This is a genomic window from Meiothermus sp. (assembly GCF_025060375.1).
Lineage (GTDB): Bacteria > Deinococcota > Deinococci > Deinococcales > Thermaceae > Meiothermus.
In genome coordinates this window covers 19,134-33,238 of sequence record NZ_JANXCG010000038.1, presented here as the reverse complement: position 1 = coordinate 33,238, position 14,105 = coordinate 19,134, and the positions used below count along the sequence as shown (strand labels likewise).

Below are 14,105 nucleotides of genomic sequence, written 5' to 3'. Positions count from 1 at the left end.
GCTTGAGACACATGCGGGAAAGGGGGCAGCGTGCGTGATTTTTTCAGTGGGTTGCTGAGGCCCAGGGTCGAGGCGCTGGGCCTCGAGATCGGCTCGGCCAACATTAAGATGGTGGAGCTCTCGGGAACCCCTCCTAGCCTGAAGGCGCTGAGCATCCGGCCCACACCCCCGGGGGTCATACGCGAGGGTTCTGTGGCGGAGCCTGGGGCCCTGGCCGATACCCTCAAGGAAATGCTGGCCGAGATGCGCACCCGAAAGCGCTACGTGGTCACCGCAGCCAGCAACCTGGCCGTCATTACCCGCACCCTGCAGGTGCCCAAGATGCCCCCCAAGCAGATGGAAGAGGCGGTTCGTTGGGAGGCGGAGCGCTACATTCCCTTCCCCATCGATGAGGTGGTGCTGGACTACGCACCCCTGGACCCGCCGGAGAACATTCCCGAAGGCGAGCAGATGGACGTGGTGGTCGGGGCAGCCCGTCAGGAGACCATAGCCAGCCTGGTGGAGGCCCTCAAGGCAGCGGGGCTGGAACCCCTGATAATAGATGTAAAGCCCTTTGCTGGCCTGCGCACGCTCGAGTCCAGGCTTCGGGCAACTGACCGCGAGCCCATCACGCTCTTCTTGGAAATCGGAGCCGAGACCTCAGCCCTGGTGCTCACCCGCGGGGAGCGGCTCCTTCTGAACCGCGTTATACAGCTGTCTGGCAAGGACTTCACCGCGGCCATCGCCAAGGCTTTCAACCTCGACGTGATGGCCGCTGAAGAGGCCAAAAGGAACTACGGCCTGGCCACCATCCCCACCGAGGATGAAGACCTGCTCCTGGACTTCGATGCTGAGCGGGAGCGCTTCAATCCAGCCCGTATGTACGACGCCATCCGACCGGTTTTGGTTGAGTTCACCACCGAGCTCAGGCGCAGCCTGGAGTTCTTCCGGGTACAGATGGGCGACCTAGGTGTAGACCAGGGCTTCGTGGCCGGGGGAGGAAGCAAACTGCGTAGTCTGGTGCCCCTTCTGGCCGATACGCTGGGCATACCGCTCGAGATGGCCGATCCCTGGCAGGATATCCAGATTGACAAAAGCCGTTTCGACGTGGAACACCTGCGCAGCCTCTCAGCCGAGTTTGCCGTGCCGGTGGGGTTAGCGCTCCGGGGGGTGAACCCGCTTGATTAGGCTCAACCTCCTCCCAAAAGACCTCCGCCGCCGAGTGGAGCCGGGTTGGTGGCGGCTGGCAGCCGTTGCCGTGGTGCTAGCGGTTGCGGCCACCGTAGCCTTCCTGCACCTTTCCACCCTCTCCCAGATTCAGGCCCTCCAAACCCAGCGGGATCAGCTCCAGGTAGAGGTGGACGTACTCAGACCCTTTATCGCCGAGCAAAACCGCCTCAATCAACAGCAACGCGAGCTGGAGCAGCTTCTTTCGGTGCGCAATCAGCTTCGGGAGCGCTTTGTGCCCTGGTCGGACAATCTAGCTCTGGTTATCAACCAAATTCCCCGGGAGGGCCGTCGCTTCGGGATTGCTCTACGCAGCATTGGTACCCGGGCTCTGACCCCCCAAGAGGTTCAGGCCAACGTGCAAAACGGCGTCTACGACGGGAAACCCGTCAACATCGAGTTCAGCCTACAAGGCGAGGCCATAGGTCAGAACGCCCTGGTTCGTTTTGTGGAGGCTTTTGAAAACTCCCCCCGCTTTGGTATAAACTTCCAAAGCGCAAGCCTAGATCAACAGCGGCAAATTTACACCTTTGGGGCCACGGTGGGCTTGGTAAGCCAGCCCCAGGCCACCGCCAATAGCACAGGAGGTGAAGGCAGTGGTAGCCCTTCTCGCTAGAATGGGCCAGCGCGAGTGGGCCATCGTGGCCATGGTAGCGGCCCTCCTCCTCGGGATGCTCTGGTACTTCTTCATAACTCAGCCCCTACAAGGCCGCATCCCCGAATTACAGGCTGAGATAGACCGGCTAACCATTGAGCGCGACCGCGGTCGGGCCGCCCAACGGGCCTTGCCCCAACTTCGGGAGACCATCGCCCGCCTCGAAGCCGAACGCCAGCAGTTCCTAAGGGAACTCCCACCTACCGAGCAGCTCGGCCGGGTTCTGGCTGGGCTGGCCCAGACCGCCCGAGAGAGCGGGGTGGTACTGCGCGCGCTGAACCGCAGCCCCGGAGACAACCAGGGTGTGGCCAACGTGCGGGCCACCAACCTGGCCTTGCAGGTGGAGTCTCCCTTCCCTGAACTCTATGTCTTCCTGCGCAACCTGGAGGCTTTCCAGCGCTTTGCCACCATCTCTGGGCTGAACCTGTCCTTAGGGGGCGCCGGTGGGGCCAGTGCCGCCGATCCCACCAACCCCACCATCAACACCAGCCTGACCATGACGGTCTACACCTACACTGGCCAGACCCAGCAAGGAGGCCAGCCGAGCGGCGGAGGTCGGCCATGAACCTGCTCCAGCGCATGCCCCAATCGGCTAAGGTGGCCCTAGTGGCTGGTCTATTGGTGCTCGCCGTGGTCATCTGGTACCTGGGCTTCTTCCGCCCCAACCAGGCCGTCCAGGCCCCCCCTACCCCGGCCCCCTCCGTCCCCCCTCCTCCCACCGCCACCGCCCGGCCCCTCGAGGTGCTCCCCCTCCCCTTCCTGGTCACCGAGGCCACCCGTCCCAACGAGACCGGGCAGCCTGGAGAGCCCGGGCTCGCTGCCCAGGCAACCCCACCCCGCATCACCGTCCCGCCCAACCCGTTCATACCGCTGGTGGTCGAAGCCCCAGCTTCCCCCTCGTCGGCTCCGGCTGCCCCGGCGACCGGAGCCCCCGCCCCACCGGTAACTGCTCAGCCCATTCCCACCCAGACCGCTCGGGTGCAGGTGCGCCAGCCCGCCGCTCCCCTACCCACCCCCAGCCTGCCCGGAACCCGGCCGACCACGCCCACACCTCCCCTCCCTGCAGCAACGCAACCCCCCTCCGCAGAAGCCCCACCCGCAGGTCAGGCCCGGCTGGCCCAGGGCACTGCCCGCACCAACCCACCTGCCCCCATCGCTTTGAACACCGGAGCTCTGCCCATCCGGCTGACCCCGTTGGAGCGCGAGCTGGCCGCTCCTAGCGAAACCCCGCAGGTTCCCCCTGCTCTTGACCTGAGCGCCGATATCTCTAGCCCCAGCGCGCTGGAATTCGCTCGAGCCGAGCTAAACTTCCGCACCGCACAGGCTTTGGAGCTCCGCGCAACCCCTCCGCGAAGCCCGGAGGCTCCGCGGGAAAGCCCCCTGGCCCGCTTCGTGCGGGAGCAGAACCTCAGGCTCTCGGGGGTGGTGCTGGGCCCCACCAGCGTCGCAATCTTTCAGGGCAGGGACGGCTTTATCGTCCTCCCCGTAGGCCGCACCCTCCCCGGCAGCGACGTGCTCCTGAAGAGCCTGAGCGCAAAGGAAGCCCTGCTGGTTCAAGGTTCGGAAAGCCTCACCCTCTCCATAGAGAAACCCTAGGCGGTGAATATGAAGCGTCTGATCTCCCTTCTGGTGCTGTTGAGTCTGGCCCTGGCCCAGGGCACCCTACCCCGGGATGCCCGCTTTGACCAGCCCGTAAGCAATATCGGCGCCAACCTGCCGCTGGCCGCCTTGCTGGACGCCCTGGCCCGCAGCATCGGCCTCTCCCCCATCCTGCGCGACGTACCCAACGTCACGGTCACGGCCGACATCGACAACAAGCCTTTCCGCCAAGTCTGGGACCTGCTCATCAACACCTACGGGGACGGGCGGATCACCTATGCCCTTCTGGAAAACAACGTGATCGTCGTGGGGCCCCGGGAGGTGGTGGAGCGGGCTCGAGGACAAGCAACACAGCCTGCTCCCACACCCAGTACGCCCAGTGAACCAACCGTCCGGGAGTTCTACCAGGTGCGCTCCGGCGACCCGGCCGCCCTGGCCGCCTTCGTCCAGCAGGAGCTACCTGGCGTCACGGTGCGGGCTGTACCAGGACAGAGCGTGCTCTCCATAAGCGGTCCGGCCCGGCTGGTGAACGAGGCCCTAAGCCTCCTCCAGCGCATAGACGTCCCCAGAACCGCAGCCCCCACCACCCCGGTGGTGCAGAAGTCCTTCGCCCTATCCCACGCCCGCGCCACCGAGCTGGCCGATGTGCTGAGCAAGGCCATTGCCGCCCAGTCGCAGGTCCAGGCCCCCCCCGGGCAGGCGCAGGCCCAGACCACCCCCCAGGTCACGGTGGTGGCCGAACCCCGGACCAACACCCTCATCGTCACCGGCTCAGCGGAGCAGATTACCTTGGCTGAGCGGCTCATCCCAAGCCTCGACCGGCCGGTTCAACAAGTCCAGCTCCAAATCCGGGTGCAGGCCGTGCAAAGCGAGGTCATCCGCAACCTAGGCATCAAATGGGAAACCGTCTCGGGTGGGAACCTGGTAGCCAGCTTCCTCTCCACCGGGCTAAACCTGATTTTTGACGTTACCCGTAGCCTAACCTCGCTCAACATCCGCGCAGTTCTGGACGCACTGGAGCAGCAAAACCTCTCCCGGCGGCTCAGCGACGCCAACGTGCTGGTGGAGGACAACTACGGGGCCGACACCACCGACCTGCGGGCCACAGGGGCCAAGGGCGCGGAGATAAAGGTGGGCGGGCGGCTACTGATCCCGATCACCGTCGGCGACCAGATTAGCGTACGGGAGTTCGACTACGGCCTGCTGGTGCGGGTGCGTCCCCAGATTACCGCCGACGGGAACATCCTCCTCGAGGTCTTCACCCAAACCGGCGGCGACCCCGCGGCCGGCCCCTCAAACAGCATTCGGATTCCTCAGCAGACCACCCTCTCCAAGCTGCGCATCCGCAACGGCCAGACCGTGGTGCTGGGCGGGCTGATTCAGAAGGTCACCGACACCTCCGACATCAAGATTCCCCTGCTGGGGGATATACCCCTGCTGGGAGAGCTCTTCAAGCAACGCACCTCGAGCGTGAAAGACGACGAGCTTATCGTTATCATCACCGGAAGCATCGTCCAAGACGCCAGCCGGTGAGCAGGCCACCCACCCCCCGGGCCCTCGCTGGGGGGCTAGGCCCCAGTCAGGTGGCCTGGCGCAGGTGCTCCAACACCTCCCAGTCCCCGGGCTCAACCCCGTACAGAAGGGCCAGGTAGTAGCTGGCCCAGGCCACCCGGTACCAGTAGCAAAGGGCCTTGGCCAGGGTACCCTCGGCCTCTGGCTCGGGAAGCTCAACCAGGGTATCTACGCGGCTTTCCAGTATCTCCTGTGCGTACCGCTTGCGCTCATCCTCCCCCAGCAAAACCGCAACGATGGGGTCGCCCTGCTCATGGCGGGCCTCCAGAGAAGTCACGAAAAACTCCAGGGCCGAAGGGGGCGGGGTGATGGACAGGCTTTTGCTAATGCGACCAAAGGTCTGCTGAAGGGCCTGGGCCAGCCCCGGGTAGCGCTCCGGCACCACCCAAAGCGGCGTTCGCTCTAGGAGGGTGTAGGCCAGAAACTTGGCCGGGTTCTTCTCCAGGCCTACCTCCGGCCGCAAGCGCTCCCGCTCCAGGAGCAGGGCCTGGTCTATGCGCTCGAGCTCGGCCCGGTTCCCTGTGGCCAGGAGCAAAAAGCGCAGGTAGCGGTAGGTGGACAGGGGGTGGGCCCGAACCTCCACCTCTGCGTTCTCACGAAAACCCAACCGCACCACCTCTGCCCCACCCGCCGAGGCGTATAATCCAGCCCCGGTCGCTCCACCCAGATCGTAGCCCCCCTCGAGGACGAACTGGGTACCCTTTGCGGTAAACTCCGATGCAAAATCCCGGGCGAGCAGGGCCGCCCACCAAGCCTCGCCAAACCCCACCACCCCGTAGGGCGGGGCATAGCGGACTGCTGGCACCGGTCCACTACCCACCAGATCCCGCAGGTCAAAGGCCAGCCCAAAGCGGTCGGTCAAATAGGTTTCCTGAGCATCCAAGTCGCGCATTCTCCCCAGTTTACCCCTGGGGTTGCCCTGGGGTAGCCTAGACGCGCATGTCGCCCTGGACCGTCCTCGCCGCCGCCATGACCGCCGGAACCGCCGTTTCCCTAATCGGACAGGCCTACCCTATCCTGGCCCCCTACATCCGGGCCGACCTGGGGCTTTCCCTGGCCGCGGTGGGCCTGCTTAACACCTTCATCTACACGGGAACCATGCTGGGTTCCCTCCCCTCAGGCTGGCTCACCGACAAGCTGGGCAGCCGGAAGGTGATGATTGCTGGAACCCTCATAGGAGCAGGACTAGCCCTGGCTGTGGCCCTGTTTGTAAAATCGCAATGGGCGTTTATTCCCTTTCTGTTCCTGGTGGGTTTGGTGGTGGCTTCCGCTACCCCGGCTGGGTCGCAAGCGGTGGCTCGTTCATTTCCCCCCGAGCGGCGCGGTTTGGTCATCGGCCTGCGGCAGATGGCGGTTCCTCTGGGAGGAACCCTAGCCGCAGCTGTCCTACCAGCAGTGGCCCACCTCTCGAGCTGGCGCTGGGCCTCCGCTGTGGCCGCTCTTCTGGGGGTGCTGGCGGCCTGGGTAACGGCCCGGCTCTACCAGGAACCCTCCTCCAGCCCAACCCCTATCCCAGGGCCTCGTCCGCGGTTGCGCCAGGTGCTGCAGGAACGCAACATCCTGCTGGCCTCGGTGGCTGGGGTTACGTTGCCCACCGGGCAGTTCGTGATGATCACCTACCTGATCCTCTTCCTCAAGGAGCGGCTGGGCGTGCCCGAGCTAACCGGAGCCGCCCTGCTTACCGCAGCGCAGCTCGCCGGCGCTCTGAGCCGTGTCTTCTGGTCCTGGCTGTCCGATGCGCTGGGAGGACAGCGCAAACCCCTCCTAGTAACCATGGTGGCCATGGCCGGTCTCTGCGCCTTGGTGCTAGCCTGGCTCCCGCCTGGCACCCCCCTTTTTCTCAAGACCCTGGTGGTGGTGCTCTATGGGGCCACCGCACTGGGGTGGCAGGGGCTGCACTTCTCGTTGATGACCGAACTCTCCCCCCCAGGGTGGGAAGGGCGGGTGGTGGGCTTTGCCCTGGTCTTCACCTCCATCGGCATTGCCCTAGCACCCCCCCTTTTCGGCCTGCTGGTGGACCTCAGCCAAAACTACGCCCTAGGCTGGCTCGCCCAGGCCGCGGTTTTCGGCCTGGGGGCCTGGTTGCTCTCCAACGTGGCCGAGCCGAAAGGAGCCAGAAGGGGCTAGGCAACACCACCGCGGAACAGCATCCCGTGGTTTAGAATGGGCGCTCGGTGCGCAGGACCAGCCTGCGGGAGGGACTATGGCATCTTTGGGTGTCGGTATCGTAGGTCTACCCAACGTGGGCAAGTCCACCTTGTTCAACGCCATCACCAAAGCAGGGGCACTGGCAGCCAACTACCCCTTCGCCACCATTGACAAGAATGTGGGGGTGGTAGCCCTCCCGGACGAACGGCTATCAGCCCTCCAGAGGGTCTTCACAAAAGGTGAGCGGATACCCCCGGTTGTGCCCACCCACGTGGAGTTCGTGGACATCGCCGGGCTGGTCAAGGGAGCCCACAAGGGCGAGGGGCTCGGCAACCAGTTTCTGGCCCACATCCGCGAGGTGGCCGCTATTGCCCACGTGGTTCGCTGCTTTGAGGACCCCAACGTGGTGCACGTCTCGGGCCGGGTGGACCCCCTGGACGATCTGCAGACCATCAACACCGAGCTAGCCCTGGCTGATCTGCAGACCCTGGAAAGGCGGCTGGAAAAGCTGCGCAAGAGCGCCAAGTCCCACAAGGAGGACCAGGCCCTCCTCGCAGTGCTAGAACCCCTTCTACCCCACCTTTCGGAGGGCCACCCCATCCGCACCCACACCAGCCTCGAGCCCGAAGTTCTGGCCAAGGCAGCCCGCGAGATGGGGCTTCTCACCCACAAGCCCATCATATACGTCTGCAACGTGGCCGAAGAGGACCTACCGGATGGGGCCCATAACCCCCACGTAGCCCGGGTACGGGCAACAGCGGAGCAAGAGGGGGCCGAAGTGGTCGTGGTCTCGGCCAAGATTGAGGCAGAACTGGCCGAGCTTTCCGAAACCGAGGCGCAGGAATACCTGGCAAGCCTGGGGCTAAAGGAGTCGGGGCTAAACCGGCTGGTGCGGGTGGCCTATCGCACCCTAGGGCTTATCACCTTCTTCACTGCCGGGGAAAAGGAGGTGCGGGCCTGGACGGTGCGCAAGGGCACCAAGGCCCCTCAGGCGGCCGGAGAGATTCACTCCGACCTCGAGCGCGGCTTCATCCGGGCGGAGGTGGTGGAGTGGAACCGGCTGGTGGAGGCGGGTGGCTGGGCCCAGGCCAGGGAACGAGGCTGGGTACGCACCGAGGGAAAAGACTACGAGGTACAGGACGGGGATGTGGTCCTGGTGCTCTTCAACGTGTAAGGCCCGGCTACCTGGGCTTTGGCCTCCCCCCAAGGCCCAGGTGGACCTTCGCCTCCTCAGAAAAGCCCGCCCAATCCAGCAGGGCCTCCACCAGGGCCAAGTAGCCCCGGGTGGTGCAGAGCTTACCCTGCCAGGAGTAGGGGGCTCCGACGGGCTCCAAGGCCGCTGCCCGCAGCGCGGCGTGGGCCACCGGGTGGGCGGCTGGAGGGCTCGACAGGTAGCCCGCCTCGAGCCAGAACAGGGCCGCGTTGGCCCCTCCCAAGGCCGCCCGTAATCCTTCCCATACCTCGGCCAGCCAAGCCTGATGGGCCGCATCGCGCCCGAGCTTGCGCATGTTGGCCCCTCCAGGAACCACCAGCACATCCAACTGAGGCCTGGCAGCAAAGGTATAGCGCGGTGTCCAGACCGCACCCGCACCCCCCTCCAAAGCTGTGCGCCCCCGGGCTAGGGTAAACCCCTCCCAGCCCAAAAGCCGAGCCGCCTCCAGCGCCAAGGCCGCTTCGGCCTCCAAAAAGCCCGGTGTGAGCAGAACGCCCATTCGCATGCCCTCATGCTAACAGCGCCCTTATCCAACCCAAAAAAATCCGCGCTAGGCTAGGGCGGAAATGAACGGAAGACGCCTCATCGCCGCCTCCCTCCTGTGCACCCTTGCGCTCGCTCAGGTGAATCCGGAAGCGGCCCGGCTTTTGGAAAAGGTTCGCCTGGCCCACGGCGGCCCTTCGCTGACCGGGCTTCGCACCTATCAGGAAACCGCCACCCTAACCACCTTTTCCGGGACTGAGGCTGAACGCACCCTGACGGTGGTCTCCTACGCAGACTTCACCCAAGGCCGCCTGAGGGTGGAGTACAGGGATGGACCCCACCTCATCCAGGTAGTCCAGGTCTCTCCCAGCGAAGGGGAAAGCTGGAGCACCCTGGGGGGGAGAAAGGCCCTCGAACCAGCTTTTGCCCAGGAGCTGCGGCGCGGGCTCCACCAGACCTGGTACGGCCTGAGGCTGGGGGGCAGCGGACGGGAGATAGCCCAAATCCTGGGAAAACGCACCTTCGGCGATGTGAGTGGGCAGGCTGTTCTGGTGCGAACCCGGGGAAGCCAGACCACCTACCTGGTCAATTCGCAAAACCAACTCATCGCCGAGCGCTACGAGAGCACGCAGGGAACCATAACGGTACTCTACGCCGACCTGCGCAGGGTATCCGGGGTCCTCATTCCCTTCCAGGCTCGGCTCTACGCCAACGGGGTACTCTTTGCCGAAACCCGGGTACAGCAGGCCCTGGTCAACCCTCCCCTAGGCTCCAAGACCTTCCAGCTGCCCTGACCACTTCGTGAGCCAAACAACCCAAAAAAACACCCCCTCAGGGCGAAAATGGGGCATGCTCAAACGAGGCTTCTGGGGGTTTAGCCTCCTGCTCTGGCTAGGGCTGGGCCTTGCCAGCCCGGCCCAGGACTTGTTTGATGAGGCCAACCGGTTGCTCCACACCTACTACGGGGGATTTGCCCAGCTCAGGGCTGAAGAACTCAGGAGCAAGTACCAGCTGGAGCTGGACAAGGCGTGCGCCCAGGAGGTGACCTGCCCAACCCAGCGGGCCCATTCGGTGATACAGGCCCTGGTCGCCGAGATTGGCGACCGGCACACCCGCTACTTCACCCCAGAGGAGTACGCCGAAATCCAGCAGCGCCTCTCCGGCGGCAACAGCAGCCGTCCTCAGCTTGGGGTGCAGCTCCGCGTGGTCCCCGGCCTGGAAGGCCTCCTGGTGGTGGACGTGCTGAGCGAAACCCCCGCTGAGGAGGCCGGGCTGCGCCGCGGCGACCGGATTCTGGCCATCAACGGCGAAGCGCTGCCCGCAGCAGAAGCAGAGCGCATGGGCTTTCTACGCGAGCGGGTCAGCGAAGCCCCCCTCACCCTTACCATCCAGCGAGCCCAAGCGCGCCTACAGGTGGTGCTCTATCCCCGGATTATCTCCCTACGCCAGCTCCCAAAGCTCAGCCTGCGGCCAGATGGGGTGGCCGTGCTCCACATCCCCTCCTTCAGCGGCTACCAGCAGGTCGGTCCCCGCATTCACGCGCTGGTTCGGCAGGCCCAGTCGGCCGGGGCCAGGGCTATGGTCGTTGACCTTCGCAACAACGGCGGGGGTCTCCTGAGCGAGTGCCTGGTGGGCGCAGGAGCTTTCGTGGGGGAAACCTACCGCCGCCTGCAGGACAACCTGCGGGTCAGCGAGCAAGGCTACAAGGACGGCTACTATTACCACCGCGCTGGGGGTCGCGACCGGCCCCAGTACCTGGTGGAACCTGCTCAATGGAGCGGTCCAGTGGTGGTGCTGGTCAACGAGCGCACCGCCTCATGCGCCGAGTACTTTACCTTTGACCTGCAGGAAAACCGCAAGGCCATAGTGGTAGGCCAGGCTACCGCCGGGGTGGGCAACACCGCCACCACCTTCCTACGGCTTTCCGACGGCTCTGGCCTGCAGATCACCACCGCCAAGGCCCAGCGCAAAGACGGCAGCTTCTACCCTGAGCGCGTCATCCCCGACCTCATCTTGGCCGAAGACTGGCAAGCGCTGGCAGAGGGGCGGGACCTGCTCCTGGAGAAGGCGTTGGAGCTTCTGGACACCTCACCGAAAGCCGGGGGTTACGGCCGGGTGCGGGCGGCTTTGCCCTCCGGCTGATTCCCCCTCCCTAGGACCTCCACAGCAGGTGCCGGCTGGGGCACCAACACTGGCAGACTCCCTGATGGACAGCCACCCGTAGGATACCCAGCTCGAGCGCGGATGCGGGTTAGAGCCCTTCCACCGGCTCTACCTCGAGCCTCCGAATTCCCTGGCGCAGCCATTCGGGCACCGGGGCGGGCTTTCCCTCCTCGAGCCAGACCACCACCACCCGGGTCTGGGCCGCAAGCTGGCCATCGGCCCAGGTCTCGCTGTAGGTGCGGAAGCTCGAGCGGCCCACCCGCTCCACCCGCAGGGCCACCTCCACCCGCTGGCCGAAAAGAATGGGCCTTATGTAGTCCACCTCGGCCCTAGCCATCACAAAGTTACCGCTGTCTATAGCGGCTCCAACCCGACGTAGGTAGTGGCCGCGGGCCATCTCGTCGTAAGTCAGGTAGACTGCGTTGTTGACGTGCTTTAGGGTATCCAGGTCGCTGAAGCGCACCTCAATAGGGACGCGCACGGGAAAGCGCATGGGAGAGATTCTATCCCAGCTTTCACCGATGGGAGGGGTCTGTGATATAAGGGCAGGGATGATTCGCGGACGCTACACCCTGGTGGTGGCCCTGCCCAAGGGGCGCAACTTCACCGACGGCTACAAAGCCCTCCTCGAGGCCGGGCTGGAGCTGCCCCCCTTGGGCAATGAGCGAGCCCTGCTCCACGGCCAGGAGGGGGGCGTGGCGCTTCTGGAGCTGCGCAACCACGACGTGCCCACTTACGTAGATCTGGGCATCGCCGACGTAGGGGTGGTGGGCAAGGACGTCCTCCTGGAATCTGGGAGGGATGTGTATGAGCCGGTAGATCTGGGCACAGGGGCCTGCCGGCTCTCCCTCATCCGCCACCCCAGGGCCAACGGCCCCCTCCGGCGCATTGCCACCAAGTACCCCCGGTTCACCGCCCAGGTTTTGCGGGAGCGCGGCTGGGCGGCCGATGTAATACCGCTTTCCGGAAACGTGGAGCTGGCCGCCCTGACTGGCCTAGCCGACGCCGTGGTCGACGTGGTACAGACCGGGGCCACCCTGCGGGCTGCGGGGCTGGTGGAGCTCGAGGTGCTGGCCCATTCAACCGCTCGCTTCATCGTCAACCGGCAGGCCCTAAAGCTGAAGCGCGAACTGCTGCGCCCTTTGATTGACCGGCTTCGGGCCAACGCCCAAAGGCACCCTGCTGGAACCTAGGGGTACAGCAGGATCTTCCCTATGCTGCGCCGGCTCTCCATAAGGGCGTGGGCCTGGCTGGCCTCACTCAGGTGGAAACGAGCCCCTATTTGGAGCCGAACCTTCCCCTGACGCAGCAAGGAAAACACCGCCTCTACGCTGGGCCTAAGCCGCTCCGGACGGCTTCTTCGGTAGTGCCCACTGCTGTAGCCCACCACGGCCTTGGTCTGGCGATGCAAGGGGCGGGTCTCAAAGCGGCCAGGCTGTCCGCTGGCATGGCCGAAGACCACCAGCCGGCCAAAGGGAGCCAAGCAGCGCAGGCCTTCCTCAAAAACCGAACCCGCCACCGAGTCTAAAATCAGGTCCACCCCGTCTTGGTTCGTAAGCTCGAGCACCCGCTCGGCCAAGCCTCCATAGGTCAGAACCGCATCGGCCCCCAGCCCACGCACAAACTCTGCCTTTTCCGCTTGACCTACTGCGCCGAGGACTAGACCTGCACCCAGGGCCTTGGCCATCTGCACCGCAGTACTGCCCACCCCACCGGCAGCGGCCTGAACCAAGACCCGCTCCCCCGGTTCCATCCTCCCTGCCCAGACCAGGGTGTTGTAGGCTGTAACCAGCACGGTAAGACCCGCCACCGCCTCATCGGGCAAATCGGGGGGCAACGGATAGGTGAGCACCGCCTTGGCGAGTACCTTCTCCGCGTACGAGCCCCCGGTGGCAAACGCGACCACCCGCTGCCCCACCCGAAGCCCCTCCACCCCCTCGCCCAACGCCTCTACGACCCCCACCACGTCCAACCCTGGGATGAAAGGGGGAACAGCCCCTGCCTCGTACCCCCCTCGGCGGGCCAGTACGTCGGCAAAGTTAAGGCTCGTGAGGGTAGTGCGGATGAGTACCTCCCCCAATCCGGGGCTGGGGTCGGGTACCTCCCGGTAGCGAAGCGCCTCGGGCGGACCATTTTGTTCAACCAAAACGGCTTTCATGGGGCCATTTTGACACGGTAGAATCCTCTGGCGTGACGCCTGAGCGACTGGCCCGGATGCGCGCGGTACTGGACAAACGGCAACCCGACCTCACGGTGCTGATGGAGCGGGTGCACAAGCCCCACAACTTCTCGGCCATCCTTCGTTCCTGCGACGCGGTAGGGGTGCTGGAGGCCCATGCAGTCCCAGCCAAGCACGGCCTGCCCGAGGTGGAGGAGGGGCTCGAGCTCGGGGGGAAAACCCACCTCGAGACCTCCGGCTCTGCCATCAAGTGGATAGGCCTCAAGGTACATGAGGACACCCCTTCCGCCCTCGCCTACCTGAAAGCCCAGGGGTTCCAGGTGCTCGCCGCCCACCTCTCCGAGCAAGCGGTTGACTACCGCGAGGCCGACTACACCCAGCCCACCTGCATCCTGCTGGGCACCGAAAAGTGGGGGGTTTCCCCCGAGGCCGCGGCCCTGGCCGACGGACATGTGCGGATCCCCATGCTGGGCATGGTCCAAAGCCTGAACGTCTCGGTAGCCGCAGCGGTTATACTCTTCGAGGCCCAGCGGCAACGCCTCAAGGCCGGGTTCTACGACCGGGTGCGGCTTACCCCCGAACAGTACGCGGCGGTGCTCGAGGGATGGATAACTCGACACGAGCGGGGCCGGGGTTAGGTGCCACAGGCTCAAGAAGGCTTGGAGCCCAGACCAGCGGGCACCCGGCCACCCTGCCAATTCCAGGCCGGAACCCACGCACCTTTGACGCTGAGGACCGCTCCATCGGCGGAGCGGTCCAGCTCGTCCAAGCCACACCCGACCTGCCGGCGCCCTATCCTGCAGACCGGGCCACCGCGAAGGCCCACCGCACCACTCGCCTTACCGATGACCGGCTGATTCAGGACACCCCATCCAGCCTGGGAGAGA

General features: G+C 65.1%; 15 protein-coding genes. 11 read left to right on the top strand and 4 right to left on the bottom strand.

What is annotated here, in order from left to right; translation table 11 throughout:
* The first annotated feature begins 30 nt into the window (after positions 1-30).
* From pilM to NZ849_RS04665, 5 genes are read left to right on the top strand one after another with little or no spacing between them, the layout of a single operon-like run.
* Positions 31-1,167: a type IV pilus assembly protein PilM gene (gene pilM, locus NZ849_RS04685; protein ID WP_295404760.1), complete on the top strand. Its 1,137-nt coding sequence runs from the start codon at positions 31-33 to the stop codon at positions 1,165-1,167.
* Entirely contained in the window at positions 1,160-1,822 is a 663-nt protein-coding gene (locus tag NZ849_RS04680) for a flagellar protein FliT (protein WP_295404757.1), read from the top strand. The genes pilM and NZ849_RS04680 overlap by 8 nt, the downstream gene beginning before the upstream one ends.
* Positions 1,794-2,426, top strand: a complete 633-nt coding sequence (locus tag NZ849_RS04675; RefSeq protein ID WP_295404754.1) for a type 4a pilus biogenesis protein PilO — start codon at positions 1,794-1,796, stop codon at positions 2,424-2,426. Before NZ849_RS04680 ends, NZ849_RS04675 begins: the two co-directional genes overlap by 29 nt.
* Positions 2,423-3,457, top strand: coding sequence for a hypothetical protein (locus NZ849_RS04670; RefSeq protein WP_295404751.1), 1,035 nt, complete (start codon positions 2,423-2,425; stop codon positions 3,455-3,457). The genes NZ849_RS04675 and NZ849_RS04670 overlap by 4 nt, the downstream gene beginning before the upstream one ends.
* Before the next feature lie 9 nt (positions 3,458-3,466).
* A complete protein-coding gene (locus NZ849_RS04665; RefSeq protein WP_295404748.1) occupies positions 3,467-4,993 on the top strand; it encodes a secretin N-terminal domain-containing protein in 1,527 nt (508 codons plus the stop codon).
* Positions 4,994-5,039: 46 nt separating this feature from the next.
* On the opposite strand, the gene NZ849_RS04660 is transcribed toward NZ849_RS04665, so the two are convergent.
* A complete protein-coding gene (locus tag NZ849_RS04660) occupies positions 5,040-5,924 on the bottom strand; it encodes an SIS domain-containing protein (RefSeq protein WP_295404745.1) in 885 nt (294 codons plus the stop codon).
* 47 nt (positions 5,925-5,971) lie between these two features.
* Between NZ849_RS04660 and NZ849_RS04655 the strand changes: the two genes are divergently transcribed.
* Together NZ849_RS04655 and ychF are read left to right on the top strand one after the other, a co-directional pair.
* Positions 5,972-7,159, top strand: coding sequence for an MFS transporter (locus NZ849_RS04655; RefSeq protein WP_295404743.1), 1,188 nt, complete (start codon positions 5,972-5,974; stop codon positions 7,157-7,159).
* A gap of 76 nt (positions 7,160-7,235) precedes the next feature.
* A complete protein-coding gene (ychF, locus tag NZ849_RS04650; protein ID WP_295404740.1) occupies positions 7,236-8,354 on the top strand; it encodes a redox-regulated ATPase YchF in 1,119 nt (372 codons plus the stop codon).
* Between the two features lie 7 nt (positions 8,355-8,361).
* On the opposite strand, the gene NZ849_RS04645 is transcribed toward ychF, so the two are convergent.
* Positions 8,362-8,898 carry a thiamine biosynthesis protein ThiJ gene (locus NZ849_RS04645; RefSeq protein WP_295404737.1) on the bottom strand — a complete coding sequence of 179 codons (537 nt, stop codon included), beginning with the start codon at positions 8,896-8,898 and terminating at the stop codon, positions 8,362-8,364.
* A 61-nt stretch (positions 8,899-8,959) separates the two neighbouring features.
* Between NZ849_RS04645 and NZ849_RS04640 the strand changes: the two genes are divergently transcribed.
* Positions 8,960-9,670, top strand: coding sequence for a hypothetical protein (locus tag NZ849_RS04640; protein WP_295404734.1), 711 nt, complete (start codon positions 8,960-8,962; stop codon positions 9,668-9,670).
* A gap of 55 nt (positions 9,671-9,725) precedes the next feature.
* A complete protein-coding gene (locus tag NZ849_RS04635) occupies positions 9,726-11,018 on the top strand; it encodes a S41 family peptidase (protein WP_295404732.1) in 1,293 nt (430 codons plus the stop codon).
* A 109-nt stretch (positions 11,019-11,127) separates the two neighbouring features.
* Here the strand turns inward: NZ849_RS04635 and NZ849_RS04630 are convergent, their stop codons facing one another.
* Complete coding sequence (locus NZ849_RS04630) at positions 11,128-11,532, bottom strand: thioesterase family protein (protein WP_295404730.1); 405 nt, start codon at positions 11,530-11,532, stop codon at positions 11,128-11,130.
* Positions 11,533-11,590: 58 nt separating this feature from the next.
* Between NZ849_RS04630 and hisG the strand changes: the two genes are divergently transcribed.
* Positions 11,591-12,232 carry an ATP phosphoribosyltransferase gene (hisG, locus tag NZ849_RS04625; RefSeq protein WP_295404727.1) on the top strand — a complete coding sequence of 214 codons (642 nt, stop codon included), beginning with the start codon at positions 11,591-11,593 and terminating at the stop codon, positions 12,230-12,232.
* Here hisG and NZ849_RS04620 read toward each other — a convergent pair.
* The gene (locus tag NZ849_RS04620) at positions 12,229-13,197 is read right to left on the bottom strand and encodes an NADPH:quinone oxidoreductase family protein (RefSeq protein WP_295404724.1); all 969 of its coding nucleotides are present in this window, start codon (positions 13,195-13,197) and stop codon (positions 12,229-12,231) included. The genes hisG and NZ849_RS04620 overlap by 4 nt on opposite strands.
* A gap of 32 nt (positions 13,198-13,229) precedes the next feature.
* On the opposite strand from NZ849_RS04620, the gene trmH reads away from it, so the two are divergent.
* On the top strand, positions 13,230-13,856 hold the full coding sequence (trmH, locus tag NZ849_RS04615) for a tRNA (guanosine(18)-2'-O)-methyltransferase TrmH (RefSeq protein ID WP_295404721.1): 627 nt from the start codon (positions 13,230-13,232) through the stop codon (positions 13,854-13,856).
* Positions 13,857-14,105: the final 249 nt, after the last annotated feature.